The sequence below is a fragment of the Lentzea kristufekii genome (assembly GCF_033949925.1).
GTDB lineage: Bacteria > Actinomycetota > Actinomycetes > Mycobacteriales > Pseudonocardiaceae > Lentzea > Lentzea kristufekii.
Map to the genome: position 1 here is coordinate 1 of NZ_JAXAVV010000024.1, position 23,946 is coordinate 23,946.

Annotated in this window: 30 protein-coding genes; 15 read left to right on the forward strand and 15 right to left on the reverse strand. The window is 69.6% G+C overall.

What is annotated here, in order from left to right; genetic code table 11:
* The first annotated feature begins 111 nt into the window (after nucleotides 1-111).
* On the forward strand, nucleotides 112-276 hold the full coding sequence (locus tag SK571_RS36060) for a hypothetical protein (protein WP_319988587.1): 165 nt from the start codon (nucleotides 112-114) through the stop codon (nucleotides 274-276).
* 2 nt (nucleotides 277-278) lie between these two features.
* Here the strand turns inward: SK571_RS36060 and SK571_RS36065 are convergent, their stop codons facing one another.
* A complete protein-coding gene (locus SK571_RS36065) occupies nucleotides 279-854 on the reverse strand; it encodes an LURP-one-related/scramblase family protein (RefSeq protein ID WP_319988588.1) in 576 nt (191 codons plus the stop codon).
* 11 nt (nucleotides 855-865) lie between these two features.
* Nucleotides 866-1,225, reverse strand: a complete 360-nt coding sequence (locus tag SK571_RS36070) for a nucleotide pyrophosphohydrolase (protein WP_319988589.1) — start codon at nucleotides 1,223-1,225, stop codon at nucleotides 866-868.
* A gap of 88 nt (nucleotides 1,226-1,313) precedes the next feature.
* Here SK571_RS36070 and SK571_RS36075 point away from each other — a divergent pair, with 88 nt between their 5' ends.
* Nucleotides 1,314-2,114, forward strand: coding sequence for an NAD(P)H-binding protein (locus tag SK571_RS36075; RefSeq protein ID WP_319988590.1), 801 nt, complete (start codon nucleotides 1,314-1,316; stop codon nucleotides 2,112-2,114).
* On the opposite strand, the gene SK571_RS36080 is transcribed toward SK571_RS36075, so the two are convergent.
* The 3 genes from SK571_RS36080 to SK571_RS36090 all read right to left on the reverse strand — a co-directional run bounded on the left by SK571_RS36080 (nucleotide 2,087) and on the right by SK571_RS36090 (nucleotide 5,107).
* Nucleotides 2,087-3,001, reverse strand: coding sequence for a hypothetical protein (locus SK571_RS36080; protein ID WP_319988591.1), 915 nt, complete (start codon nucleotides 2,999-3,001; stop codon nucleotides 2,087-2,089). The genes SK571_RS36075 and SK571_RS36080 overlap by 28 nt on opposite strands.
* 62 nt (nucleotides 3,002-3,063) lie before the next feature.
* Entirely contained in the window at nucleotides 3,064-4,188 is a 1,125-nt protein-coding gene (locus SK571_RS36085; RefSeq protein WP_319988592.1) for a hypothetical protein, read from the reverse strand.
* Nucleotides 4,189-4,207: 19 nt separating this feature from the next.
* Complete coding sequence (locus SK571_RS36090) at nucleotides 4,208-5,107, reverse strand: XRE family transcriptional regulator (RefSeq protein WP_319988593.1); 900 nt, start codon at nucleotides 5,105-5,107, stop codon at nucleotides 4,208-4,210.
* A gap of 132 nt (nucleotides 5,108-5,239) precedes the next feature.
* Between SK571_RS36090 and SK571_RS36095 the strand changes: the two genes are divergently transcribed.
* Nucleotides 5,240-5,497, forward strand: coding sequence for a hypothetical protein (locus SK571_RS36095; RefSeq protein ID WP_319988594.1), 258 nt, complete (start codon nucleotides 5,240-5,242; stop codon nucleotides 5,495-5,497).
* Here SK571_RS36095 and SK571_RS36100 read toward each other — a convergent pair.
* On the reverse strand, nucleotides 5,494-6,126 hold the full coding sequence (locus SK571_RS36100; RefSeq protein WP_319988595.1) for a hypothetical protein: 633 nt from the start codon (nucleotides 6,124-6,126) through the stop codon (nucleotides 5,494-5,496). The genes SK571_RS36095 and SK571_RS36100 overlap by 4 nt on opposite strands.
* 48 nt (nucleotides 6,127-6,174) lie before the next feature.
* On the opposite strand from SK571_RS36100, the gene SK571_RS36105 reads away from it, so the two are divergent.
* Nucleotides 6,175-6,624 (forward strand): very short patch repair endonuclease, encoded by a 450-nt coding sequence (locus SK571_RS36105; protein ID WP_319988596.1) that lies wholly within the window; start codon nucleotides 6,175-6,177, stop codon nucleotides 6,622-6,624.
* Between the two features lie 53 nt (nucleotides 6,625-6,677).
* Here SK571_RS36105 and SK571_RS36110 read toward each other — a convergent pair whose 3' ends face one another.
* The 6 genes from SK571_RS36110 to SK571_RS36135 form a co-directional block, all read right to left on the reverse strand.
* Complete coding sequence (locus tag SK571_RS36110) at nucleotides 6,678-9,308, reverse strand: AAA family ATPase (RefSeq protein WP_319988597.1); 2,631 nt, start codon at nucleotides 9,306-9,308, stop codon at nucleotides 6,678-6,680.
* Nucleotides 9,305-10,141: a metallophosphoesterase family protein gene (locus tag SK571_RS36115; RefSeq protein WP_319988598.1), complete on the reverse strand. Its 837-nt coding sequence runs from the start codon at nucleotides 10,139-10,141 to the stop codon at nucleotides 9,305-9,307. Before SK571_RS36115 ends, SK571_RS36110 begins: the two co-directional genes overlap by 4 nt.
* A gap of 8 nt (nucleotides 10,142-10,149) precedes the next feature.
* Entirely contained in the window at nucleotides 10,150-10,536 is a 387-nt protein-coding gene (locus tag SK571_RS36120) for a hypothetical protein (RefSeq protein WP_319988599.1), read from the reverse strand.
* The gene (locus SK571_RS36125) at nucleotides 10,533-12,899 is read right to left on the reverse strand and encodes an AAA family ATPase (RefSeq protein WP_319988600.1); all 2,367 of its coding nucleotides are present in this window, start codon (nucleotides 12,897-12,899) and stop codon (nucleotides 10,533-10,535) included. The genes SK571_RS36120 and SK571_RS36125 overlap by 4 nt, the downstream gene beginning before the upstream one ends.
* A 155-nt stretch (nucleotides 12,900-13,054) precedes the next feature.
* Nucleotides 13,055-13,411 carry a peptidase inhibitor family I36 protein gene (locus SK571_RS36130; RefSeq protein ID WP_266043056.1) on the reverse strand — a complete coding sequence of 119 codons (357 nt, stop codon included), beginning with the start codon at nucleotides 13,409-13,411 and terminating at the stop codon, nucleotides 13,055-13,057.
* Nucleotides 13,412-13,450: 39 nt separating this feature from the next.
* Entirely contained in the window at nucleotides 13,451-14,260 is an 810-nt protein-coding gene (locus SK571_RS36135; protein ID WP_319988601.1) for a DUF72 domain-containing protein, read from the reverse strand.
* Between the two features lie 17 nt (nucleotides 14,261-14,277).
* Here SK571_RS36135 and SK571_RS36140 point away from each other — a divergent pair, with 17 nt between their 5' ends.
* The gene (locus tag SK571_RS36140; RefSeq protein ID WP_319988602.1) at nucleotides 14,278-15,012 is read left to right on the forward strand and encodes an arylamine N-acetyltransferase family protein; all 735 of its coding nucleotides are present in this window, start codon (nucleotides 14,278-14,280) and stop codon (nucleotides 15,010-15,012) included.
* Here SK571_RS36140 and SK571_RS36145 read toward each other — a convergent pair.
* A complete protein-coding gene (locus SK571_RS36145) occupies nucleotides 14,967-16,667 on the reverse strand; it encodes a glycoside hydrolase family 5 protein (protein ID WP_319988603.1) in 1,701 nt (566 codons plus the stop codon). The two genes, SK571_RS36140 and SK571_RS36145, sit on opposite strands and share 46 nt — an antisense overlap.
* A gap of 88 nt (nucleotides 16,668-16,755) precedes the next feature.
* On the opposite strand from SK571_RS36145, the gene SK571_RS36150 reads away from it, so the two are divergent.
* Nucleotides 16,756-17,313: a PadR family transcriptional regulator gene (locus SK571_RS36150; protein WP_319988604.1), complete on the forward strand. Its 558-nt coding sequence runs from the start codon at nucleotides 16,756-16,758 to the stop codon at nucleotides 17,311-17,313.
* Nucleotides 17,310-18,605 (forward strand): FAD-dependent monooxygenase, encoded by a 1,296-nt coding sequence (locus SK571_RS36155; RefSeq protein WP_319988605.1) that lies wholly within the window; start codon nucleotides 17,310-17,312, stop codon nucleotides 18,603-18,605. Before SK571_RS36150 ends, SK571_RS36155 begins: the two co-directional genes overlap by 4 nt.
* Here SK571_RS36155 and SK571_RS36160 read toward each other — a convergent pair.
* Complete coding sequence (locus SK571_RS36160) at nucleotides 18,526-19,284, reverse strand: DUF72 domain-containing protein (protein ID WP_319988606.1); 759 nt, start codon at nucleotides 19,282-19,284, stop codon at nucleotides 18,526-18,528. The two genes, SK571_RS36155 and SK571_RS36160, sit on opposite strands and share 80 nt — an antisense overlap.
* A gap of 72 nt (nucleotides 19,285-19,356) precedes the next feature.
* Here SK571_RS36160 and SK571_RS36165 point away from each other — a divergent pair, with 72 nt between their 5' ends.
* The 3 genes from SK571_RS36165 to SK571_RS36175 are packed head-to-tail and all read left to right on the forward strand — an operon-like array spanning nucleotide 19,357 to nucleotide 20,587.
* Entirely contained in the window at nucleotides 19,357-19,644 is a 288-nt protein-coding gene (locus SK571_RS36165) for a type II toxin-antitoxin system Phd/YefM family antitoxin (RefSeq protein WP_319988607.1), read from the forward strand.
* Complete coding sequence (locus SK571_RS36170; RefSeq protein WP_319988608.1) at nucleotides 19,632-20,039, forward strand: type II toxin-antitoxin system VapC family toxin; 408 nt, start codon at nucleotides 19,632-19,634, stop codon at nucleotides 20,037-20,039. The genes SK571_RS36165 and SK571_RS36170 overlap by 13 nt, the downstream gene beginning before the upstream one ends.
* A gap of 44 nt (nucleotides 20,040-20,083) precedes the next feature.
* The gene (locus tag SK571_RS36175) at nucleotides 20,084-20,587 is read left to right on the forward strand and encodes a DUF2199 domain-containing protein (RefSeq protein WP_319988609.1); all 504 of its coding nucleotides are present in this window, start codon (nucleotides 20,084-20,086) and stop codon (nucleotides 20,585-20,587) included.
* Here SK571_RS36175 and SK571_RS36180 read toward each other — a convergent pair.
* Entirely contained in the window at nucleotides 20,538-21,080 is a 543-nt protein-coding gene (locus SK571_RS36180; RefSeq protein ID WP_319988610.1) for an HAD domain-containing protein, read from the reverse strand. The genes SK571_RS36175 and SK571_RS36180 overlap by 50 nt on opposite strands.
* Before the next feature lie 59 nt (nucleotides 21,081-21,139).
* Here SK571_RS36180 and SK571_RS36185 point away from each other — a divergent pair, with 59 nt between their 5' ends.
* The 5 genes from SK571_RS36185 (at nucleotide 21,140) to SK571_RS36205 (ending at nucleotide 23,921) form a co-directional block, all read left to right on the forward strand.
* Nucleotides 21,140-21,466: a hypothetical protein gene (locus SK571_RS36185; RefSeq protein ID WP_319988611.1), complete on the forward strand. Its 327-nt coding sequence runs from the start codon at nucleotides 21,140-21,142 to the stop codon at nucleotides 21,464-21,466.
* A 172-nt stretch (nucleotides 21,467-21,638) separates the two neighbouring features.
* Nucleotides 21,639-22,115, forward strand: a complete 477-nt coding sequence (locus tag SK571_RS36190; RefSeq protein WP_319988612.1) for a YbaB/EbfC family nucleoid-associated protein — start codon at nucleotides 21,639-21,641, stop codon at nucleotides 22,113-22,115.
* Nucleotides 22,116-22,117: 2 nt separating this feature from the next.
* Nucleotides 22,118-22,420, forward strand: a complete 303-nt coding sequence (locus tag SK571_RS36195) for a type VII secretion target (protein WP_319988613.1) — start codon at nucleotides 22,118-22,120, stop codon at nucleotides 22,418-22,420.
* On the forward strand, nucleotides 22,417-23,688 hold the full coding sequence (locus SK571_RS36200) for a hypothetical protein (RefSeq protein WP_319988614.1): 1,272 nt from the start codon (nucleotides 22,417-22,419) through the stop codon (nucleotides 23,686-23,688). Before SK571_RS36195 ends, SK571_RS36200 begins: the two co-directional genes overlap by 4 nt.
* Nucleotides 23,689-23,693: 5 nt before the next feature.
* Nucleotides 23,694-23,921, forward strand: coding sequence for a hypothetical protein (locus SK571_RS36205; RefSeq protein ID WP_319988615.1), 228 nt, complete (start codon nucleotides 23,694-23,696; stop codon nucleotides 23,919-23,921).
* Nucleotides 23,922-23,946: the final 25 nt, after the last annotated feature.

A 23,946-nucleotide genomic window follows, 5' to 3' on the forward strand; every position in this document is an offset into this window, starting at 1 on the left:
TGCCCTCGTGCATGTGGCGCTGTGTTCATTGAGCGGCTGTCCGGGTGATGCGACCCCGGCGAGCGGGTGACGTGAGTCAAGCTCGGGTTGTTCCTCCCTACCGTGATCGTCATGAACGAGCAGTGGGCAGGGGAGGCACCTTTGCGGTGGCGAGCGCGCAGGAGGCGGGGCAGGCACGCCCGCGAGCCCGCGCCGTCATCGCAGTCGATCCTGCCCGCAGTGTTCGGCGTCGTGCTGCTGGTGTGCCTGATCCTCCTCCTGCTGACTTACCTCTAGTCCTAGCGGGACTGCAGCGCGTCGAGCGCCACGGCCTGAGCGATCACGAGCCGGCGGTCGACGCCAGGATCCTGGATCGAGACGACGTAGTGGTCCCGAAGCCAGGTCTTCTTGTCGACGCTGAACACGGGCGCGCCGTTCTCCTTGACGAAGTCGAAGTGATACCGCATGGGGAACGGCGCATCTCCGATCACCGGGATCCACTGCCACAACCGGCGAAAGCCCGCGAGGAACTTGTTCCGCTCCGCACCCGTCGCCTGACCCCAGCCGTGCTGCTCCAGGTGCCAGGTGGAACGCAGCAGCGACTTGGCGAAGTTCTTGCGGAACAACCCGATGGAGCTGCCCTGGCCGTCCTTCACGTCGTAGCCGCCGCCCAGGTCGAGCACCTTGCGCGCGTTGAACTCGAACAGCACCTGGTTCTTCGACGAGTCGGTGTAGATCGTGACCCGTTCCTTGATCTTGAGCCTCTTCTGCTCGGCGAAGCCGACCAACTGGCCCGGTGCGCCGTTGTCGTCGACGAACACCTCGTACCGGTTGACCATGAACGTGACCTTCTGGTGCACATGCAGGACGTGCACGTTCTGGAGACTCACTGCTCACCCTTCTCGACTGGCACGGGAATCAGGCTCCCGGTCGGGAACCGCCGTTCATTGCGATCGATCTTGGCGAACGCGGCCTCGACGAGGTCGACACCGAGCTTGTCCGCCAGCCTGGTCAGGTAGTGCATCACGTCCGCGAGCTCGTCGCGGACGTTCCAGGCGAGTTCCGGGTCTTTCATCGCGTCCCGGGCCTCTTCGGGCGTCAGCCACTGGAAGAGGTCGGTGAGCTCGCCGACCTCCGCGGACAAGGCCATCACCAGGTTCTTGGGCGTGTGGTAGCTGTCCCAGTCGCGGGCAGCGGCGAACGCGCGCAGGGCGTCCCTCAGGTCCACGAGATCACGCTGACTCATGACCCACTAACTACCACGTGGACGAACGAGCAAGGATGGCGGCCGATCAAGCATGGATCGTCCGCATCAACGTTGATTAGCTCTAGTCATGTCAACATTGAGCGGAATCAACGCCTCGTCCATCCTCGTGCTCGGTGCCACCGGCAAGACCGGCCGCCGCGTCACCGACCTCCTCGGCCCCGCCGCACGTCCGGCCTCGCGGTCCGCGTCGACGAGATTCGACTGGTCCGATCCGGACACGTGGGAGCCCGCCGTCGCCGGCGCGACCGCCGTCTACGTGGTGCCGCCGGAGAACCCCTTGCTGCTGAACGACTTCGTGCGCGTCGCGGTGAAGGCCGGCGTCACCCGGCTCGTGCTGCTGTCGATGCGCGGAGCTCCCGACGACGACCCGTTCGAGTCGGCGATCAAGGAGTCGGGTGCGGAGTGGACGATCCTTCGACCCACCTGGTTCATGCAGAACTTCGACGAGGACATCTTCGCCGGGCTCGTCCAGCAGGGTGAACTCGCGGTGCCCGCCGGTCAGGGTGTCCACCCGTTCATCGATGTCGTGGACATCGCCGAGGTCGCGGTCGTCGCGCTGACTCAGCCCGGTCACCATGGGCAGACCTGCGAACTCAGCGGACCCGAGGCGTTGTCGTTCGCCGAGGTGCTGGCGCGGATCGTCGCGGTGACCGGAAGCCCCGTGCTGTACGCGGACATCGCGCCGGAGGAGTTCGCGGCCGCGATGCGCGGGCTCGGCTACCCCGACGAGATCGCGGACCTCGTCACGATGCTGCTCGTGCGCATCCGCACGGGAGAAGAGGCGCACCTGTCCGACGGCGTGCAGCGTGTTCTCGGCCGTGAGCCGCGGACGTTCGCCGACTACTTGGGCAGTAGCAAGTTCGCCTGAAGACCGCGCGTGCCCTCGTTGGTGATGACGGCTTCGCAGAGCGCGCGCCCCGTGCGGGCGCGCCATTCCTGCGTCATGTCGCAGTAGCGAAGGCCCATCGCATAGGTGAGCTGGCCGATGCACTCGCCTTCGAGGAGGACCTCGAGCGTGTGTTCACCGGCGTGAGACCCCTTCACGATTCTGCAGTCGCGGAGTTCGGCGATGACGTGCACGGGAGTGCGGCCGTTCACCACGCGGTGCAGCACGTACTGGTGGGCGTCCTCACCGACGACGGCGACCTGGTGTTCAGCCGGCAGCGTCGGCGCGGTGCCGAGTGCCTCGTAGTCGAGCAGCAGCAAGCGCGGGGCACCGAGATGCAGGTGCACGCCATAGCGCTGACCGTTCGCGATGATGCGGGCAGGGCACGAGCCGACCTCGCCGCGTTCGGCCAGGTCGAGCAGAAGGGACTGGTAGTCGGCGGCCTGCTCGCTGCGCAGGTAGCCGGCGGTGACCGCGGTGCCGTCGCCGCGCAGCAGGTCGACCCGCACCCCGCGTTCGTGGCGGCCGGCGGACTCCGGTACGAGCACCGCGGTCGCCAGGACGGACGTGTCGTCCCTGGGGTCTGACGCCGAGAGCCTGACCACCTCGGCGATGGCGTCCTGGTGGTGTGCTTCGCCGACGATCGCGATCCGTCCGGCTGTCGACAGGCGGCGAAGGCGTGAACGGGTGCGCGCCGGCCCGATCTGGTCGGCCGTCTTGTTCTTGGTGCCGATGAACATCAACCCGAACAGAGCGAGGCCGATGACGAAGCCCAGAGGGCCGAAAGCAACGGTCAGAACCAGCGCGAGCACGGCTACGGCGATCAAAACGGCGGCAGGCGAAGGTTCTGTGCGTTGCTGCATCGTCATGGGGCATCCTCACGACTCGGCTTCCCGTCACTCTCAGTGTCGGGGATGCCGGGCGATGCGTTTCACAAATCGCTCGTTTGGCCTAGTACGACGGGCTGAGCACTCCAGCCAGTGACCGGGCTCTGTCGCGGATCGGGATCGTCCGCCAACGGTGAGTGAGGATTCTCCTCGGCGAGCTTCAACGCGGCGCCGATCGAAGCCCATCCGCGAGCGACGCCGTAGGAGACGCCGCCGAAGAAGAGAGCCCCGAAGACGAAGCTCCAGCTGCCGGTGAACATACGGAACACCGCATAGCCCGCCATCGCCGCCGTGAGGACACTGAGCACGAGCATCACGTGATGCATCCCGTGCTTCACCTTCTGCTGGTTCGGCTGCATCGGCTGTGAGCGGCCGAGGTCCCACAGCTTCTTGGCGTTCGCCCACCGCGTGCTCTCCAGGGGCGGCCGCGGATCTGCTTTCGCGCGCACCCTCGCCCGTGTCAGGACCAGCCGCATCACCGTCTTGACGTCGTCAACGGGCAGCAGCCACTGCTGCCCGCCGCCGATGATCCGCAGCACCGGCCCCGGCGTGATCGTGAGCTCGCTCGTGTTGCCGAACCGCCACTGCGCGGGCGAGTTCACGAAGCCCGCCTCGACGTGACTGATCCGGTCGAACCGGATCGCGACCCGTCCGACCGGTGCCTCCTTGTGCCGCGGCGGCGGCAGCTTGTCGAGCAGCAACCTGCGTGACTGCACCCGCAGCCGTCCTCCGCCACGCAGTCCGACGAGGACCTCGACGGCCGAGCGCCGCACGTCACCGGTGACCGGCCACGACACGACCTTCGCCGCGAGCCACGCGAGCCCCCAGGCGACCAACGGCGTCGCCACGGACAGCACGGACTTCTCCCAGCCTGTCCCGGTGAGAAGGCCGATGAAGGCGACCGGTGCCGACGGCAGCAACGCGATGCGCGTCCACGCCGCCGTCATCCACCAGAGCACCACGAAGAGCAGCAGTGCCACCGGAACGGGCCAGAATCCGTTGAGGTCGGTGAACTTCTCCGCGAACTCGGCGGCGAAGTCGAACTCCTTCCGCCTGCCGGGCAGCGATCGCTGGAACAGGTACGACGACAGCGTCAGGTATCCGAACGGCACGCCGGCGTAGCTGAGCAGGATCAACGGCACGGCAACGAGATACCGCAAGAACATCATGTGCAGCCCCCAGGTCTGATCAGTGGACCAGGGTAAGGCGTGCGCGTCCTCTCGGCCCTGGTTCTCCGCCACCCGGTAGTGCGGTCAGCACGAGCCCGAACACCAGTCCGTTCAGTTCTTCCAGGCCGAGGTTCAGTTCTTTGGCCACGTGCAACGGTGTCGTGCCGTTCTCGCGGAGAACGCGGAACACCTTCGTGAGCAGCTTCGAGGTCTCCCGGCGCGTCATACCGCCCTGCACGAGGCTGTGGACGTTCGCCCACTTCGTGAACTGCTCCCTGCCCACGTGCCAGTGCCGGTGGTCGGTGCCGGGCAGTTGTCGCTGGGGCATCAGGAACTCGGCGGCGAACTCGTGCGGTTCGTCGTGCCCGAGGAGCACGGCGAGCTGCACGGCCGCGTCGAACCGGGCCTGCTCCGGCGTCGCCGACGGGGTGAGGAACACGAACGGCGTTCCGTTGTGCCAGCAGGAGAACGCCACTTGCCCGGTGCAGTCGACCGGCAGCGAGAACACGCGCACACCGTGGGACTCGAGCAGCTGCACCATGTTCGGCGCCGGCCCGGTGGCAAGCCGCCACGCGTCGCGCGTGCCCTGCGGTGAGGTGCGCGGCGGCGGCAGGTCGGGCTGGGGAAGCACGAACAGCCGGTCCAGCCACCCGTTGAACTCGATCGCGAGCTGCGCCGCCGCCGTCGCCTGCGCGTCGTGCGGCGCGTTCTGCGGCCGCGGCGGTTCCGGCGCCGTCAGGAACTCGGCGGGGAAACCCAGCGCACCCGCCAGCGATTCGACCGCGGCGGCCTTGGGCCTGCGCTGCCCCCGCTCGTACTCGCCGATGGCCCGCGCCGGCACGCCCGACTTCCGCGCCAGCTCGGCCGCGGTGAGTCCGCGCCGGGTGCGGGCGAGCGTGAGTCGCGAGGGCGTGAGCATGATCCGGTCATTGTCGCTGGTGGCGCGGCGGACTGCCAGGCGGGTCCTGGTGCGCCGGCCGGATCAGCGTGGCTCGGCTGTTCGGCGTAGCTTCGGGATGTGGTGCGGAGGGATCATGATCTGTGGCGTGGCTTGATCGCGCGCAGCGCCTGTTTCGGGGCCTGGCTGCTCGGCCTGCTGTTCCTGGGCTTGGGGGTCGTCGGCCTGATCCGGTGGCCGCACTGGGTGTGGGCGGCACCGATCGCCTGCGCGGTGCTCGCGTTGGCCGCCACCTACCGGCTGCGGCACCTGGGCGGGACGATCCTGCTCGGCGTGCTGACCCTGGTGCTGCTGGCAGGCGCCGGCGCACTGACCCACGTCGCCGTCGGCGTCGCCAGGCCGGTGTTCTAACGGCGCAGCGCGATCGGGAAGTCCACCTCCTCCGGGCCGTCCACATTGGGCGCCTTGAGCTGCGGGAACTCCATCGGCGGCAACGGAATCCGGTGCGCCCACCGCTCGATGATCTGGTTCTGCGGCGTCGGCTCCGGCTGCGACACCTCGCGCAACACCACGAGCCGGTCTTCGAGCTGCAACGGGTACGTCACCAGGAACCACAACTTCAGCCCCTCGCTGCGCGCGCCCTCGAACAGCGCGAACTGGTCGTGGTCGTTGTCCCGCATCATCGCCGCGAGGGCGGGCCCTTTCGCGTAGTCGCTGCGCAACGGCGCCTCCGGCGACCCCGTGCCCCGGTTGCCCTGCAACGTGCCGAGCAGCACCGGACGCGACGGGTGCCGGATCAGCCCCGCGTTCCAGTGGTCGAGGCGCTGCCACCCCTCGGCCGCCAGCAGCTGCCGCAGCGTGCCCACCCGGTGGATCCAGTCGAGCAGGCCCGGCGCGTTGGTCGGCCCGAACGGCGGCGAGGCGGCGCGCGCGTCGATGCCGGCGGCGATCGCCCGGTCCAGGACCGCGGTGCGCAGGCCCAGCTCGGCCAGCCTGTCGTCGGTGGTGGAGGTGAGCTTGCGGAAGGCGGCGTTGGTCATGGGCCGACGGTAGCGACGGGGTCTGACATTTCCGGGAAACTGCTGGTCGTGTACCGCTACGTCGACGCGGGCCCTGCTCCGCCCGCCACCTCCGAGGCCACCTCGAGGGTCATGCGCCGCACTCGTCGCACCGGCACCGCGCCGGAACTGGCGGTCAGGCGAGCGCTGCACCGGCGAGGGCTGCGCTACCTCGTCGACGTCGCCCCGCCCGGCACGAACCGCCGCAGACGTGTCGACGTGCTGCTGCGAGGGCCGCGGATCGCGTTGTTAGTCGACGGCTGCTTCTGGCACTCGTGCCCGGAGCACGGTCAACTGCCGAAGGCGAACCGCGAGTGGTGGCGCGTGAAGCTGCACGGAGTGGTCGTTCGCGACCGGGACACCGATGCGCAGCTCACGTCCGAGGGCTGGCTCGTCGTCCGAGTCTGGGAACACGAGGACCCGGACGACGTCGCTGACCGGATCACCGCGCTCGTGTCCGCGAGCCGGGCCAAGACGTGAGTGCGGTGCCCCGGGTCAAGTCCAGGGCACCGCACCGGCGGCCTGTCTCCCGGTCAGGCCGCCACTGGCGTGAGCTGGTGCAGCAGGTCCCGCTCACCCAGTCGTTCCTGTGCCCACTCGGCCACCGCCGCGTCCTGCGCGAACAGGACGATCTGCCGGTCCGCGGACAGCTGCAGCAGCAGGTCCAGCACGGCGCGCGTGCGGGCGTCGTCCGCCTGCACGGTGACGTCGTCCAGCAGCAGCGGGCAGGACTCGGTGGCGAGGTGCTGGGCCAGGGCCACGCGCAGCAGCAGGTAGATCTGTTCCGCGGTGCCGAGGGACAGGCGTGAGGCCTGGTGCCACGACTCGGAGGCCGCGCACACGCGCACGGTCAGCGTCGACGGGTCCACGGCGGCGTCCACGTAGCGGCCTTCGGTCACCGAGGGCAGCCACGTTCGGAGCGTGGTCTCCAGGGCCGGGGCGATGGTGCTGTGCACCTTCTCGCGGGCCGCGGTCAGGTAGCGGGAGGCGAGGCCGATTGCCTCCACCTCGGCGGTCACCTCGGTGAGGAACGCGGCGGCGGCCTGCACGGTCTCCTCGGCGTCCGGGACGCTGGGCAGGGCGCGGGCCAGTTCGGCGACGGTGGCCGCCAAGGAGTCCGCCGAGGCGGCCAGAGCCGGGTCCACCGGGTCGCAGGCCGCGTAGCGGGCGGCTGCCTCCAGCAGGGTGGCGTGGTGGGTCTGGGCTGCTGAGCGGGTGGCTTCGAGGTCGTCCAGGGTGCCCGCGGCGATCAGGGCCTGGAGTTCGGCCCAAGCCTTCTGCTCGTCCTCGGCTTCGCGCAGCAGGCGGTCCCAGCCGCGTTGCCACTCGGCGATCGCGCGCAGCAGGTCCTCCGGGCGCTCGCCGGTGCCGCCGATCGCGGTGACGGCTTTGCGCAGCAGGGCCAGGGCTCGGTTGTGCGCGGCGGTCGCCTCGGCGACGGTGGCCTCGGCCAGGCGGCGGTCCGCCAGGGTCTGGGACAGCTGGGGGCGCTGGGCCGCCATCGACGCCTGGCGGGCGCGCACCTTGCAGTCGGTCTCGTAGTCCACCAGCAGTTCGGGCACGGTCATCGCGGGGTCGATCTTGCCGCGTGCCGCGAGTTCCACGCGGATGGCCTTCTCGGTGCGGGCGACCTCGGACAGCAGGTCGGCGTGGTCGGCCTCCCACGCGGCGCGGTTGGCCAGGCGCCACAACGTCTCGCGGTCCGCGGGCACGCCCAGGGACGCGCACTCGGCCACCGCCTCGTCGTGCACGCGCGCGGCCTCCGCGGCCACCGCGCGCTGGCCCTCGGCCTCGGCCATGGTGCGGTCCGCGCTGAACAGCACGCCCCGCGCCTGGGTGGCGGCGGCCGCTCGTTCGGCGGCGAAGGTCACGGCGGTCTCGCGTTCAGCGGCGTTGCCGCGGGACATCGCTCCGCCGACACCGGCCACCAGCGCGGCGACGAGGACGCCGGCGGCGGCGAGTTGCTGGCCGGTCAGGAACAGCAGCAGGCCCACCAGGCTCGTGAGGCAGCTCAGCGCCAGCAAAGCGTTGCGCAGGAACGGGTTCGGCACCGCGATCTCCTGCACGTGCGCTGCCGCCACGTCCGCCTCGACCTGGGTGCGGGCCGCGCAGGCGGCTGCCTCGTCCTGGTACTGGCGGGCGTTGTCCACGTCGACCGACGCCGTGGTCAGGCGGGCACCGGCGGCCGGGTCCAGGCGCGTGGCGATGCCGCGCAGCACGGACGGTTCGGCGTTCGTCGGCGGTGAGGGCCGGCGTTCGTGGTGCGCGGCGGCGACGGCGGACGCGGTCGCGTAGGCCGAGGCCACGACGCGGAGTTCGTCGTCCAGCGCGGTCTCGCCGACGGGGAAGTCCGGCAGGGCCGCGAGCTCGGCCTCCAGCGCCGCCGCGGACGGGCCCGTCAGCACGCGCGGCGTCGGCGCGGCACGCCATGCGGCCAGGGCGCGGTTGACCAGGTGGGTCAGCTCCTCCTGCGCGGCGAGCCCGGACGGCGGCGAGTCGCCGAAGCGCTCCTGCAGCTCGGCCAGCCGGGCCACCCTGGCGGAGATCGAGTCGAGCGACTCCGCGTGCTGCTGAACGGCCAGGCGGGCACGAGCGGCGGCGGCCGAACGGGCCTGCGCGCTCAGCTCCAGATAACGGGTGTGCTCGCGGCGAGCCGCGGCCAGATCGGTTTCGGCCTCGCGCAAGCGGTTCCGCGCGTTGCGCAACGTGTCCACGGGCGCGGTCAACCGTTGCAACGCCTGCTCCACCGTGCCGTCCGTGCCCGCGGTCGCCGCCGCCCGGCGCAGGTGGTTCTGCAGGCCGTCCGCCGCGTCCAGCACGGTCAGCAGCTGTGCCTGGTCCACGCACGCGGTCGCGGCGAACGACATGCGGTCCAGCCCGACCCAGCGCGCGGCGTCCGGCGCCAGGTCGGCGTTCAGGTCGCGGTCCACCGAGACGACCTCGCCCGACTCCAGTGCCACCGTGGCCGCCACCCGCCAGGAGTCGCCCTGCCACGGACGGTGCCGCGCCGAGGGATCGCCGCACAACGCCGCGCGGATCGCGGCGTGCCACGACGACTTCGCGGACTCGTTCACGCCCGACACCACGGTGAGACCGGGCGCCAACGACAACGTGCGGTCGTGCAACGGCCCGAACGCGTGCGCGGTGACGGATTCGATCCTCATCGTTCCTCCAGCGCGCGCAGGCCGGCCGACAGCACGCGGCCGCGCAGAGCCACGTCAAGCGCGGGATCAGCAAGCACATCGCGCACGAACTGACCGCGCACGGTCCGTTCCGCGGCAACGGTGTCGAAGTCCAGCAACGGGAACGTCCTCTCGGCGTCGAGCCAGCCGAGCGACCGCGACGCCGACACGTCGAACACCTCGCGCGAGACCGAACCGTCCTCGTGCACCGTGCACAGAACGGCTCCGCGCTCACCGGTCTCGCCCGGCGTCAGCGGATCGGGGTTGCCGGGGAACGTGTAGTCGGCGGCGTGCTCCGGGGTGTGCACGTGCCCGAGGAACGCGTGGTCCAGGCCGGTGATCGCGACGTCCTCGGGCGCGGAACCGTGGCACAGGGCCACGTTCACGCCGCCCCGGTTCACCGCGAACCCGTCCAGGACGTCTCGCGCCGGGCCAGGTCCGACGTTCGCGGCGCCCCACAGCGTGATGCCGTCGGCGAGCTCCACGGGTGTCATCGACTCCGACGAGAACACGTGCACGTTCGGCGTCCAGTCCACCTGCTGGTAGACCGACTGCGGCCCGTACCAGTCGTCGTTGCCCGGGGCCAGGAACACCGGCACCGGGCAGTCGAACGACGACCGCAGGAACTCCGCGGTCGAGGGGGAGCAGCGATCGTGCTCGTACAGGTCGCCGGCGCAGAGCATCGCGTCCACGCCGGATTCCTCGGCGAGGCCGACGATGTGGCCCAGCGTGTCACGCAACGCTTGACGCCGCTCCGGGCCCGCGCTGGGAAAGCGCGTGTCCAGGTGCAGGTCGGCGAACAGCAGCAGTTTCACCAGTGCCCTCAGGTGAGGTCGATGTTGCCGGACAGGGACAGGGTCGGCCGGAGAGAGGCCGCGACCGAGGCGGTGTCGGCGTGCCAGCCGGTCAGCTCCGCGACGGTCGGGGTCAGCTCGTAGCCGTGGTGCCGGATCGCGCGGCTCAGCGCGTGCCACAGCTGGGAGGCGTCGTGCGCCAAGTCGGCGTCCACGTGGGACGGAAGACTGATCAGCAACGCGTGCACGGGCTGGTCGGTGTTCTCGGCCCCGCAGGCGCGGGCCACCGACCGTTCCACCGCGGTGCGCAACAGCTCGGCACAGCAACGGATCCGCACGCCGTCGAGCTGGCTGGGGCGCGCCAGCAGGTTCGCCACGCACGTCAGCCGGTCCTGGACGTCGGAGGGGAGGCTCATCGCTGCAGCCACCCCGCGAGCAGCTCGGTGTCGCGGATCAGAACGTCCAAATCTTCGCTCTCGCCTCCGACCCGGCAAGCCAGCAGCAAGTCCACCGCCCACGATCCGACGACCTCCTCCAGATGTGGCAACAGCTTCGCGGGTTCCGCGAGGTCGTCGAGGACGGCCAGCGCGAGCTTCTGCCTGGTCGTCAGCGCGCATTCGAGCAGGCGCTCGACCTCGGCGTGCGGGACGCCGCGGCTGAGCCGTTCGCGGCGGAACCGGGCGTGCGCCGCGGCCTCCAGGGCTGTCCGGCAGCACGACGCCACGAGTTCGGCTCGCAACGCCTCCGGCAGGTCCTCGTCGACCCGCATCGCGCGGGCGTCGGACAGGCAGCGGCCGACCGGGTCGTCGGACATCCGCACCTGCACGACGGAGTCCTCGCCGCGGCAGACCTCCCAGACCGTCGCCGGCAACCGCAGCCGCCGCAACGCCTCCACCAGCCGTTCGTCGTGCGTGAAGACCACGACCTGGCGGGTCAGCCCGACGTCGGCGAGCACCTGCGCGAGACCGTCCACCTTGGTCGGGTCCATCGCCTGCACCGGGTCGTCGATCATCACGAACCGGAACGGGCTCTCGTCCACCAACGCGCGCGGCAGGAACAACGCGAGCCCCAGTGAGTGCAGTTCGCCCTGGCTCATCACGGCGAGCGCCGAGTTCGAGACGCCGTCGACCGACACGTCCAGCTCGACGTTGCGGGTGCCGCCGAGCCGCACCGCGCCCAGGTCGACGTTGCTCTGCTGGCGCAACCGCTGCCAGATCCGCTGCGACTCCTTGGCGAACGGCGCGATCCGCTCGGACCGCAGCGTGGCCGCGGTCTTGCGGATCCAGTTCTCCGCCTCCGTCACGTCGGCGAGCACCTCGGCGTCCGCAAGCGCTTGCTGCGCCTGTGAATGCCACTCGAACAACGCGATCGCCATCGGCCGCCACACCAGGTCACGCCGGTCGATCTGTTCGCGCGCCACGGCCTTGAGCTGGTCCACGGCCTGTACGAGGTCCGCGTACCGGTCGAACAACTCCTGGCGCAACCGCACCGGGTCGTCGATCGAGACGCAGGCCTCCCACGCCTGCCAGGCCTGCAGCGCGGTCGTCGTGTCGAGCACGTCCTGCACCTCGGTCAGCACCTCGGGCACCGGCACGCACAACGCCCGCGTGGCCGCGACGGCCACGTCCAGGTGGTCGGCGGCCTCGTGCAGTTCGGCGGCGGCCCTGGCGAGGTGCTCGGCGCGTTCCCTGGCCTTCCCGAGCCACATCCCGTCGAGCCGGCCGAGATCGCACACCGGGCACGTCTGGCTGCCGCCCGACTCCTGCAGCTGGATCGCGAGGCGCAGGATCTCGCTGCACCGCAACGAGTCCTGGGCGTTGGCCGTGGCCAGCACGGTGACCGCGCCGAGCGCCAGGTCGAGCGTCTCGCGGACCCGCTCGATCTCGTCGTCGGGCGGCAGCGTCACGTCCACGATCTGGTGCAGCAGGTTCGTGCCGGTGCCGACGTCCGCGCCGAGCGCGAGGTCCGCGACGGCGTCGAGGTCGGGGGAGTCGCTGCCGAGCAGCGCGGCGGCGCGGCGGGCCCGTTCGTCCTGGGACGCCAGCAACTCCGCGCGCACCCGTTCCCGCCGGTCGTGAGGGCGGGCGACGACCTCGGCGAGACGTTTGCGGTGCTCGGCGAGCGCCTGTTGCGCCTCGGTGATCGCTTCCAGGCCCAGGAGGCGGTGCATCGCCTCGTAGAGGTCCTCGGGTTGCGCGTCGAGAACGGTCCCCAGTTCGCTGTAGGGCAGGAACGGCCGGTAGGTCTCCAGCGCTTCGTGCCACCTGCTGTCGTCGAACGGCTTGTTGTCCTGCGTCCACTCGCCCTGCGCCAGATCGTCCTCCGGCGCCCACTGTCTTCGGATCGTCGTCCTGTCCGTCCGGGCACTTTGGAAGAGCTCCAGCTCGACGGCGGTGTCCCTCTGGTGCAGGTTGCGCCAGCCCTGCCGCCACACGTCGTGCCGTGCTCGGGTCCAGCGTGAGTTGTAGCCGGTCAGCGCCAGTTCGGCGGCCTCGGCGAAGCTCGACTTGCCCGAGCCGTTGCGTCCGGTGACGACGGTCAGTCCTGGACCCGGTGCCAGCGGCAGGCGCGCCTGGGGGCCGATGCCCCGGAAGCCCCGCACCCGGATCTCCGACACGAAGATCTCCTGGCCGGGACCGTCGGTCCGCTGTCGCGGAGGCTCCTCCCGTGAGGGCACACCGGCGAGCGCGCGCTCCAGCGCCGCGTCTCCCCGGCACGCCGCCAGCACCAGTTCTGCCGCACGTGGGGCGAGATCGTCCTTGGCCAGTCTCCCGGCCATCAGTTCGAGTAACCCGGCTTCACCCGCCACGGTCACATTTCCTCCAGCTGCCACCACTCGATAGGGCGGCAACTTAGGCACGAAAGGGGACCTACTGACGAGTACTCACACGATCGAGTGGTGTTACATAGGGTGACTAAAGTAGGCCGTCGTCGTTAGGGACCCCACACCTGCAGGCCTCTGATCACGAAGTAGGCGTCCGGCACGTAGGTGCCGTGCTTCGGATAGGTGGTGAACTCGGCCTCGGTCGAGCAGTTCTCGCGCTGGTAGACGGTCGCGTCCCTGCTCAGGCGGTTGGCGAAGGACTTTCCGGTCACCGTGAGCGTGATGCACTCGCCTGGGTTCGCCGATTCCACGTCGAGGCGCTGAACGGTTCCCGTGTAGTCGGCACCCGACCACACGCAGAACTCCCCCTTGTCGCAGGTCTTGTCACTCTGCGCTACAGCGATCCCACTGGAGGCAACCGAGCCCGCAGTGATCACCAGGGCGGCGATGATGCTCTTCGTCGACATGGGCGCACCTCCGTCCGGATGAGTGTGCGTCCGTTCGGATCAACCTGCCAGACGATCTTGGAGCGCTTTGGCGTCGCGCGGTGCGTAGGCCTTCGCGTCGTTGTCGAAGTAGACGAACACGTCGCCCTGCCTCTGCCAGGCGCGGACCTTCTCCGCCCACTCGTCGAGGCCTTCGTCGGTGTAGCCGCTGACGTAGAGCTCGTCGTGGCCGTGCAGCCGGACGTAGACGAAGTCGCTCGTCACCTCTTCGATCAACGGGTACTTGCCGGCCGCGTCCGCGACCACCAGCGCGATGTCGTGGCGCCGGAGCAGCTCGACGAACTCCGGTGTGTTGAAGCTGTCGTGGCGCACTTCCAGGGCGTAGCGCATCGGCCGTTCGGCGTCCGTGGTGGTGTGGGCCGGGTCGACGCGGTGGTCGTGGAGCTTCGCGACCTCGGCGGCCTCGGTGGTGGTGCGGGGAAGGCCCTCGAAGAAGCCGGTGAGCAGGTCCGCGTCGAACCGCAGCGTGGGCGGGAGCTGCCAGAGGACGGGGCCGAGCTTCGGGCCCAGGGCGAGGACTCCGGACGCGAGGTAGTTCGCGAGCAGCTCTTTGCCGTCCTTGAGGCGCTTCATGTGCGTGATGAAACGGCTGCCCTTGACGGAGAACACGAAGTCCTCCGGTGTCTCGGCGGCCCACTTCTGATAACTCGACGGACGTTGCAGCGAGTAGAAGGAACCGTTGATCTCCACCGAGCCGAGCTGCTCGCTCAGGTACGCCAGCTCGCGCTTCTGCGTGACGCCCTTGGGGTAGAACACGCCGCGCCAGGGTGGGTAGACCCACCCCGAAGTGCCGATCCTGACCTCGCCCATGTGGATATCGTGGCACGGTGGACGACTACCTACAGCGCATCGGTGCCTCTCGCACGTCGTCGTTGGCAGAGCTGCACGAACGGCACCTGCTGAGCGTCCCGTTCGAGAACCTCTACACGCACATGGACACGCGGATCGTGCTGGAGATCCCGTGGCTCCACGACAAGATCGTGAAGCAGCGGCGGGGCGGGTTCTGCTACGAGCTCAACGGGTTGTTCGCGGAGTTGTTGCGGCACTTGGGACACGGCGTCGACCTGCTCGCGGCGCGGACCGTGGGCGAGGACCAGCGGCTCGGGCCGCCGTTCGACCACCTGGCGTTGCTCGTGGACGGAAAGTGGCTCGCCGACGTCGGGTTCGGGTCGTTCACGCTGCACCCGCTCGACTGGACCTCGCGCGAGGACCAGCACGATCCGTTCGGCGTGTTCCGGCTCGTGGACTCGGGCGACGACGTGGAGGTGCGGATGAACGGCAAGCCCAGCTACCGGCTCGAACGCCGGCCGCGTGACCTCGCCGAGTTCGTGCCGACCTGCTGGTGGCACCAGACCGCGCCGGAGTCGCACTTCCGCGCCGGTCCGATGGCGTCCCTCGCGTTGCCCGCGGGGCGGATCACCGTGACGGACAAGAAGGTCGTGCGGACGGAGAACGGCCACAAGACCTCGACGGACGTCGAAGACCCCGCGGCCGCTCTCCTGGAACACTTCGGACTTCACTTCCGGCAGAGCAGCGCGTCCGGGGTCCTGCGCCAGTTGTAGGCGACACCGGCGATGTGCTCGTCCTGCGCGCACTGGCCCTTGTAGTGACCGTTGGCCCAGTCGCCGCCCTGGTCCGGCCGGTTGTCGCCGCGGTCGAACCAGATGACGCGGCTGGTGGACCCGGCCGCGACCGGTGCGCAGACCAGAGTGAAGTTGGCGTAGCCGACGGCCGCGTTGTTGTTGGGGCACTGGAGCTTCGTGTAGCCCGACGCCCAGTCGTCGGTCACGTGCTGCTCGTTGGTGACCCTGGTCGTGTTGCTCCACTGTGGACCGCTCACGCACAGGCCGCGGTTGCCGGTGTGGCTGATGCCGACGAGCTTCTCGTTCTGCGGGCAGGACTCCTTGAGGAGCTGGTTCCACCGGGTCTCCTGCGGGACCTGCCCGGTGCGGCTCGGCGCGGTGACGAGACGGTTCCACGCGCCGGCCCGCCAGTCGTCGCCGTCGTTGACGCCCATGCGGTTGCCCGCCGCGTCCCAGTGCAACAACGCCCACCCGTTGCCGCCGCGGTTCGTGTGGAAGCCGACCAGCGGCCAGTAGGCGAAGTCCGTGTCGTTGGCGATCAACTGGTTCACGAACCGCTCGAACCAGTCGCGCGCCACGGGGTTGTTCTCGCCGCGGCCGCCGACGCCGAACTCGCTGATCCACAGTGGCGCGGTGAAGTGCTTCTGCGCCTCGGTGATGAAGAAGGCCTGGCGCTGCAGGACGTTGATGTGCTCCTGCGGTGAGAGGTCCTGGTAACGAGGATCGGTCGTCTCGCCGATTCCCGTCGCACCGCTGTGGTTCGGTCCTGTGTAGCCGTAGAAGTGGGCCGAGTAGACGAGCTTCGCGGGGTTGGCGAGCGTGTGACTGAGGAAGCGCGCCGGCTCCAGCGTCGGCCGGCCGTGCGCGAAGCCGTCGACGGGGATGCCCGTCCAGTTGATGCCCTCGACGATGACGAGCAGGTCGGGCGCGGTCTGCTGGAGGCGGTCGGCGGCCTGCTGGGAGGCCTTGTGCCAGTCGTGGTCGTTGCCCCAGCCCCAGTTCGGGTCGTCCCAGACGTTGCGGCGCACCTCGTTGTAGAGGTCCGCGCCGACCACGCGCTTGTTCGCCTTGTAGCGGTCGGCCATGAACGCCCAGTCGTTGATCCACTGGTCGGTGCTCTGGCTGGTGTTCCAGCGCTCGTTGCCGTCGACGCCGCAGCACCACCGCGAGGTCGTGGTGTGGTTGTTGAGGATGACGGCGAGGTTGCTGCGCGTCAGCTCGGCCACGACCGCGTCGTAGACCTCCAGCGGCCGCTTTCCGTTGAGCTGCGCGTCCTTCAGGCCGTTGACCGGGTTGGTGTCCCTGATCATCTGGTTGGAGAACGGCAGCCTGACGCTGTTGACGCCGATCTCCTTGAAGCCGCTGATGATCGTGGCCATGGTCGCGCGGTCGAGGCCGAGCGGGACCTGGTCGGCCTTCTCGCCGGAGTGGTGGTTGGCGGGGTCGTTGATGTCGCCGGAGCCGGTGTAGGTGCCGCTCGCACCGTGCCAGTTGCCGGACTTGAGCTTGAAGCGGTCGCCGTGGGCGTCGACGATCCACCGGCCTCGGGTGCTGAGGGGGCCGGTCCAGGCCGCCTCCTCCGCGTGCGCTTGCACGGGAGCCACGAGACTCGCGGCCAGGAGCAGGGGAGCCAAGACGCGAATCGTTCTCATATCTGAGCAGGCTAGTTGACAACCCGGACCGCGCCGCAAATACTCGGAATCGAGTGATCGGAGCCGAGTGATGAAGAATCCGCTGGGTATGGCGGTGCTGGGGTTGCTTCTGGAGTCGCCGTTGCACCCGCACGCGATGGCGGCGACGTTGCGCGAACGCGGCATGGACCGGTCTTTCAAAGTCACGACCGGCTCGCTCTACGACGTGGTGCGCGCGCTCATGCGTGAGGGGTGGATCGAGGCACGCGAGACGGTGAAGGTCGGTGCCCGGCCCGAGCGCACGATCTACGGGCTCACCGAGGTGGGGCGGGAGGAGTTCACCCGCTGGGTCGACCGGCTGGTGCGCGAACCGCAGCCCGAGTTCCCGAAGTTCCTCTCCGCCGTCAGCTACCTCGGCGCTCTGGGGCCCGCCGGTGCGGTGGAGGCGTTGCGCGAACGGGCGGAGCGGTTGCGGGCCTCGCTGGAGGAGATGCGCGGATCTCACCGGGACGCGCTGGAGCAGGTCCCGCGGCTGTTCGTGGTGGAGGTCGAGTACGCGGTGCGCATGGCCGAGGCTGAACTGGGGTGGGTCGAGGAGATCATCGGCGACGTCGAGTCCGGGCGTCTGCCGTGGCCGGAGGAGTCATGACCGTTCTGGTCGCCGGCGCGGGCCCGGCGGGGCTGGTGGTGGCGGCCGAACTGGCGTTGGCCGGCGTCGAGGTGGCCGTGGTGGACGCGGCGCCCGGACGGTTCCCGCATCCGCGCGGCTTCACGTTGTCCGCGCGCAGCCTGGAGTTGCTCGACCGGCGCGGGCTCGCCGACCGGTTCCTCGCGGAGGGACCCGTTGTGCCGTACGGGATGTTCCTGCCGGGCATGGCCCTCGACTTCTCGGCCATGGACACCGACCACCCCTACGCGCTCGGCATCGCGCAGAACCGCGTTGAAGAGCTGCTGGAGGAGTGGCTCGCCGAACTCGGTGTGCGCGTGCGGTGGGGCCATGAGGTCGTGGACTTCTCGCAGGACGCTGACGGTGTCGACGTCTTTGTCGGCGAGGAGCGGTGGCGCGCCTCGTACCTGGTCGGGTGCGACGGCAGCCGCAGCACGGTGCGCAAGCGGGCCGGCATCGGCTTCCCCGGTGTGGACGCGACCTCGTACGGGCTGATCGCGGACGTCGAGGCCGACTTCGACGCGCTGGCGACGGGGGAGGTGTTCGTGCTGCCGCGGCCGGGATACGTGCGGATCGTGCTCGACGAACCGGAACCGCGCACCGGCCCGGTCGAGCTCGGGTACGTGCGGGAGCTGCTGAACGCCCGGCTCGGCCGGGAGGTGCCGCTCGGGAGAGCCCTGTGGCTCAGCAGGTTCTCCGACGCCGCCCGGCAGGCGGAGAGCTACGTGCGGGGCCGGGTGATCCTCGCCGGGGACTCCGCACACGTGCATCCGCCGGCGGGAGCGGTCGGCGTGAACGTGGCGCTCGCCGACGCGATGAACCTCGGCTGGAAGCTGGCCGCGACCGTGTCGGGCCGTGCGCCTGACGGCCTGCTGCAGACCTACCACGACGAACGGCATCCGGTGGGTGCGCGCGTGGTGCGGACGGCGCGGGCGCAGTCGTTGCTCGGGCGTGAGGACCTCTCACCGGTGCGAGAGCTTGTCGCAGACCTGGGTGCGGCGGCGGGCCCGTACCTCGCTGAGCTGGTCACCGGTGTCGACACGCGGTATGACCCTCGTATACCGGGCGACCACCCGTTGCTCGGGCGGCTGGCGCCGAACCTCGCGGTGGAGGTCGGTGGCAGGTCCACGACCATCGCCGAGTTGCTGCGTCCTGGTCGGCCGGTGCTGCTGGACGAGTTCGGCGGGATGCTGGTCAGGCCGGACGGTCACGTCGCCTGGGTGGCCGACCCGGAGACGCTTCCCGTCGCGTTGCGGACGTGGACCGGGCCATGAGGCTCAGCGCGTTGCGGGGAGCGGCACCGTGCATCGTGTTGTCGAAGTAGACGTAGGTGTCGCGGTTCCACTCGTGGATCTTCCCGGCCCACTCGTCGAGCTGTTCGTCGTCGTAGGAGCTGATGTACAGCTCGTCGTGGCCGTGCAGGCGCAGGTAGGCGAAGTCGGCGGTCACGGCCTCGATGCACGGGAACGTCGGTGCGTCCGACACGACGTGGGCGACGTTGTGCGCGTGGAGCAGGTCGAAGTAGGCGTCCGTGCGGAACGACTCGTGGCGCGGTTCGAGCGCGTGCCGGCCTTGCGGGAGTGCGGCGAGGAAGTCCTGGATCGTCGCGCGGTCGAAGCGCAGTGACGGTGGCAGCTGCCAGATGATCGGCCCCTGCTTCGGGCCGAGTGCGAGCGATTCGGTGAATGTCTTGAGGGGATCCTCGATGTGTCGCAAGCGTTTGACGTGCGTGATCAGCTTCGGGCCCTTGACGGCGAAGACGAAGTCCGGGGGAGTCTCGGCGACCCACTTGCGGTAGTTCGACGCGGGCTGGAGGCGGTAGAAGGAGCTGTTGATCTCGATCGTGTCCATCTGGGCGGCCAGGTGGCTCAGCCACAGCCGCTGGGGGACGCCGCGGTAGAAGCCGTCGCGCCACTCGGGGTAGCGCCAGCCCGACGTGCCGATGCTGATCACGCCGTCCGGGTAGCCCGGCGCCGCTGTAGCTACTCCGTAGCACTTTTCTGTATTTTGCGCTACGGTGGTGGCATGCAGCAGCTCAAAGCCATCGGCCAGCGTGAGCTCCGCAACGACAACGCGGAGATCATGCGGCGCGTCGAGGCGGGTGAGAGCTTCGTCGTCACCCGCAACAACAAGCCCGTCGCCCAGCTCCTGCCGTACCGGGAGGACGCTGTGACCCGTCCGCCCCTCGGTGATGTCCAGGTGCTGTTCGGCACGCTGCCGCCGGTCGACGCGGACCGGTGGGAGGCCGACCGCCGTGCGGCCGACGAGGTGTTCGGGGCGGACGACCCGCTGGACGACCCGTGGCAGAGCTGAGCTGTCTGCTCGACACCTGTGTGCTGATCAGGCTCGAGCGGGCGAACCTGGGTGAGTACGTGCACGCCCAGCCGTTCCTGAGCGCCGTCACGATCGCGGAGCTCGCGTTCGGGCTCGACACCGAGGACCCGGTCGAGCGGTTCGCGCGCACGGAACGGTATTACGCGGCGCTGCAGACGTTCGAGGTGCTGCCGTTCGGCGTCGAGGAGGCCAAGGTCTACGGGCAGATGGCCTCGCTGGTGCGCCGGGCCGGCCGGAGCCCGCGCCCGCGGCGGATGGACCTGCAGATCGCGGCCACGGCGGCGGTCGCGGGCCTGCCCGTGCTGACGATGAACGTCAAGGACTTCAAGGACGTCGGGCGGCTCGTGGAGGTCGTGCCGATCCGTCAGGTCTGAGCGCCGTGGAAGCAGCGCAGGCCGGCGACTCTAGGCTGGCCGCCATGACTTCTCCGGGGTTCACCTGTTCGTCCTGCGGCGAGGTGCACGAAGGCCTTCCGTTCGGTTACTCGATGGTCGCGCCCGTGTACTGGTCGCCGGACGTCGCCGAGAAGCCCGGCAGCTTCCTCGCCGGGGAGCAGTGTGTGATCGAGAACGAGCACTTCTTCGTGCGTGGCCGCATCGTTCTGCCGGTGCACGACGCCGACGAGGACTTCGAGTGGGGAGTGTGGGTGTCGCTCTCGCCGGCGAACTTCTTGCGCATGACCGAGGTCTATGAAGACCCCGCCCGCGTGAACGAGCCGCCCTACTTCGGCTGGCTGTCGACGATCCTGCCCGGTTACGAGCCCACGACGCTCAACCTCAAGATCAACCTGCACACGCAGGAGGTCGGAGTGCGGCCGTTGGTCGAGGTCGAGCCCACCGAGCACCCGCTCGCCGTGGAACAGCGCGAGGGCATCACGGTCGCGCGGGTGCAGGAGTTCGCGGAGATCGCTCTGCATCAGTGAGGAACGCCCGGACCCGTTCCAGGTGGTCCACGCCGATCCCCTTGCGCGGGTCGACCGGCACCAGCAGCGTGCCCGGCCTGCTCGCCGCCCACTCCTGGTCGCGTGGCTGGAACTCGTCGTCCAGCCACGCGATCGGACGCGTCCGCGCCCACTCGGTGATCGCCGGAACCTTGCCGTGGCGGCCGTCGGCGTGATCGGAGCCGCGGCCGCCGAAGTCGATCCACTCCAGCTCGGGCAGTCCGATGCGCGGCCCGATGAACTCGTTCGCCTCGTGCTCCCACGTGGTCGCCCACACCAGGTCCGCGCCGGTCGCGGCGGCGAGCGAGAGCAGCCACGGGCCGTGTGACGGGTCCAGCCACACGCGCAGCGGGCGAAAGAAACCGTACGGACGGATTCGATGTGTGGTGTAGCCGGCCGGACGCCGGGTCGGCTTCGCCAGGAACGGGTTCAGCGGGCCGTCGACGTCCAGCAGGATCGCAGGACGCAAGAACATGACCTGATCGAAACATCCCAACGGCTAATGATCCCGCGATTCATCCCGATACGTGACACATGACTGTCACGGACATCGCGTCGTGGGGCACGGCGGACCACGTGCGAGCCGCGCTGGAACGTCACCTCGAAGGCGCGCTGGTAGAAGTCCCCGGAGACGACGACGCACCCCGCTGGGCGTTCAGCGAGGCGCTGCGCAGGTCGTTGATGCTGCGCCAGACGCACCCGTTCGACACCGTCGCCATCGGGCTGCCCGACCTGCTGCGCTACCGGGAACTGGTGGCCGGCTCCGAGGTGACGCTGCGCGCGACGAACATCGACGCCTACTTCATCCGCAAGGACGGGTCGGCCGAGCTCCACCAGCCGGTGATGGTGCCGGAGGCCTGACGGGCAGCCGTGGTCGTCAGTTCGGGCGTGGCGGGCTGGATCTTGCGACTCGGCGTGCCCGTGGCCGGAGTGCTGACGCTCGGATTCGGCCTGCTCACGGCCTGACCCGCAGAGCGGTCGAATCGATGGCGAACCGATCATTCACCCGCTATAACGGGCCTGGGGTGATGACATGCCAGAGGCTCATCGGGACACGCTGTTCAGCGGTGATCCCGCACAGGTCGAACGTGGTGTCGACCAGTGGGTGGAAGGTCTTCAGCAGCGCGCCGATCGTCTGGAGCGGTTGCGGTCCCAGGTCGACCGGATCCAGGTGACCGAGACCAGCCAGAACGGCGCCGTCACGGTGACCGTCGACGCGACAGGAAAGCCGCTCGACATCCGGTTCGACGACCGCGCGGCGGTGGTGCGGCCGAGTGAGCTAGGGCCGTTGGTCATGGGCTGCATCAGGGCTGCGCAGTCGCGGATCGCCCAGCAGGTGCGGGAGGCGACAGCGGCGGCGGTCGGCGACGACCTGCCGGAGACCAGGCAGATGGTCGTGGACAGCTACCGGGAGAAGTTCGGCGACGCGCCGCCTCCCCGGCAGCGCCCGCCGCGGGACCCGGACGACGGTGACTTCGGCAACGAGTCGTACGTCAGGCCGGGGTGGTGACGGTGGGCGGCTTCGACGTTCTGCCGACCGAACTGCGGTCGCACGCCGGCAAGCTCGACGGTCTCGCCGAACGACTCGGCAAGGCCCTGCACGCCGCGCGGACCGTGAGCATGGACGACGCCGCGTACGGGCAGATCTGCGCCTTCCTGCCGCCGTTGATCCGGGACATCGAGCAGCAGGCCTACGACGCGCTCGTCGCCGGCAACAACGGTGTCACCGAGATCGCGACCAACATCCGCCACACAGCGGACGAGTACGAACGCCGTGACGACGACAACGCGGTGCGTTTCGGGGGTCTGCGGTGACCAACCCGCTGATCACCCCGGAACAGGACAGCACCACCTGGCACACCGGGATCGGTATCGCGGACTCGGCGGCGGACCTCAAGGACGGCATCGAGAACGGCAACTGGATCGACATCGGGCTCGGAGTCGCCGGTGTCGCGCTCGAAGGCCTCAGCATCTACGTCGACCCGCTGGGCTCGCTGGCCTCCGCCGGGGTGTCGTGGCTGATCGAACACGTCAAGCCGTTGTCGGACGCGCTGGACTGGTTGGCGGGCAACGCGAACCTGGTCGCCGCCCACGGCAGGACCTGGCACAACGTCGCCAAGGCGGTGGGCGAGGTCCACGGCGACTACGTGCGGGACGTCGCCGCAGACACCTCAGGCTGGCAGGGTGCGGCCGGCGACGCCTACCGCGCAGCCGCAGCTAAGACCGCCGACGTGCTGAAGGGCGCCTCAAGCGCGGCGGACGGCTTCGGGTCCGCCGTCGAGCTGGCCGGCACCGTCGTCGGGGTGGTGCGGGAGTTCGTCCGAGACCTGGTGGCGGACCTGGTCGGGCGGTTGATCGTGTGGGCGGCGGAAGTGGCGCTCACTGCGGGGCTCGCCGCGCCGGTGGTCGCGGCGCAGGCGGCCTCCGCGGTGGCCAGGTGGGCCGCGAAGATCGGCGACATCATCAAGAAGCTGGTGCGCACGATCACCAAGCTGATGCCGTTGCTGCGGCAGCTCGGCGACGTCTTCCGGCGCGTTCGCAAGGTGATGGACGACCTTCGCAAGCCCGCTCGCCGGGGTGACGAGGCGGCGGTTCCCGGCCAGACCGGTGGGACGCGCCCGCCCGACGACGATTCGGTGCGGAACTACCTGAGGACCGAACGGTGGGGCGAGGACGCCTACCAGTCGATCAGGGGATCGGACGACGTGGGCGACGTCGCGCGCAACGTCGGCGACGTGCCGCGGGTCGACGGCGGCAGGGGCTTCACCCAGGCGGAGATCGAGCAGATCAAGAAGCACGTCTTCGACGAGCTGCACCCGCTCGAGGGAGACGCCGGCGGTACGGTGATGCAGCGCTTCGACCCCAACCCGGACATGGCGGAGGCGTGGTTGCGTCTGCGCGCCGGACGACAACGACCGGAGGACATCGCGCTGCTGGAGCACGAGCTCGCCGAGAGCCGGTACTGGCAGCAGAACCCGAACGCGTCGTACAAGGACGCGCACGCGGCGGCGAACGAGGTCTCCCGCTGGGAGAACCAGATCCCGCCGTCCAGCAACGAAGACTTCAGCAAGCCGTGGAGGTAGTACGGATGGCACTGCTCGTGTACCTGCACAAGGAAGAGGAGACGGCGACGTCCGTCCGCTACCGGTTCCACACCGACGGCGGCACGGCGCGCCACCTCGTCCTGGACAAGCAGACCGAGACGATCCTCCCCGACGACGGCAACGCCGACGGGATCTTCCGCGCGGCCGCCGGCAAGCTCGCCAGGGCGTGGGTCACCGGCCAGACGCCGGAAACGCTGGTCCACCAGTCGTGAATGCAGAAGCCCCCGGCTCCGTCGA

Coding starts and splice junctions, on each gene's coding strand:
- SK571_RS36060 (WP_319988587.1), top strand. CDS start 112: ATGAACGAGCAGTGGGCAGGGGAGGCACCTTTGCGGTGGCGAGCGCGC.
- SK571_RS36070 (WP_319988589.1), bottom strand. CDS start 1,225: ATGAGTCAGCGTGATCTCGTGGACCTGAGGGACGCCCTGCGCGCGTTC.
- SK571_RS36075 (WP_319988590.1), top strand. CDS start 1,314: ATGTCAACATTGAGCGGAATCAACGCCTCGTCCATCCTCGTGCTCGGT.
- SK571_RS36080 (WP_319988591.1), bottom strand. CDS start 3,001: ATGACGATGCAGCAACGCACAGAACCTTCGCCTGCCGCCGTTTTGATC.
- SK571_RS36085 (WP_319988592.1), bottom strand. CDS start 4,188: ATGATGTTCTTGCGGTATCTCGTTGCCGTGCCGTTGATCCTGCTCAGC.
- SK571_RS36090 (WP_319988593.1), bottom strand. CDS start 5,107: ATGCTCACGCCCTCGCGACTCACGCTCGCCCGCACCCGGCGCGGACTC.
- SK571_RS36100 (WP_319988595.1), bottom strand. CDS start 6,126: ATGACCAACGCCGCCTTCCGCAAGCTCACCTCCACCACCGACGACAGG.
- SK571_RS36110 (WP_319988597.1), bottom strand. CDS start 9,308: ATGAGGATCGAATCCGTCACCGCGCACGCGTTCGGGCCGTTGCACGAC.
- SK571_RS36120 (WP_319988599.1), bottom strand. CDS start 10,536: ATGAGCCTCCCCTCCGACGTCCAGGACCGGCTGACGTGCGTGGCGAAC.
- SK571_RS36125 (WP_319988600.1), bottom strand. CDS start 12,899: ATGGCCGGGAGACTGGCCAAGGACGATCTCGCCCCACGTGCGGCAGAA.
- SK571_RS36130 (WP_266043056.1), bottom strand. CDS start 13,411: ATGTCGACGAAGAGCATCATCGCCGCCCTGGTGATCACTGCGGGCTCG.
- SK571_RS36135 (WP_319988601.1), bottom strand. CDS start 14,260: ATGGGCGAGGTCAGGATCGGCACTTCGGGGTGGGTCTACCCACCCTGG.
- SK571_RS36150 (WP_319988604.1), top strand. CDS start 16,756: ATGAAGAATCCGCTGGGTATGGCGGTGCTGGGGTTGCTTCTGGAGTCG.
- SK571_RS36155 (WP_319988605.1), top strand. CDS start 17,310: ATGACCGTTCTGGTCGCCGGCGCGGGCCCGGCGGGGCTGGTGGTGGCG.
- SK571_RS36165 (WP_319988607.1), top strand. CDS start 19,357: ATGCAGCAGCTCAAAGCCATCGGCCAGCGTGAGCTCCGCAACGACAAC.
- SK571_RS36175 (WP_319988609.1), top strand. CDS start 20,084: ATGACTTCTCCGGGGTTCACCTGTTCGTCCTGCGGCGAGGTGCACGAA.
- SK571_RS36180 (WP_319988610.1), bottom strand. CDS start 21,080: ATGTTCTTGCGTCCTGCGATCCTGCTGGACGTCGACGGCCCGCTGAAC.
- SK571_RS36185 (WP_319988611.1), top strand. CDS start 21,140: ATGACTGTCACGGACATCGCGTCGTGGGGCACGGCGGACCACGTGCGA.
- SK571_RS36190 (WP_319988612.1), top strand. CDS start 21,639: ATGCCAGAGGCTCATCGGGACACGCTGTTCAGCGGTGATCCCGCACAG.
- SK571_RS36205 (WP_319988615.1), top strand. CDS start 23,694: ATGGCACTGCTCGTGTACCTGCACAAGGAAGAGGAGACGGCGACGTCC.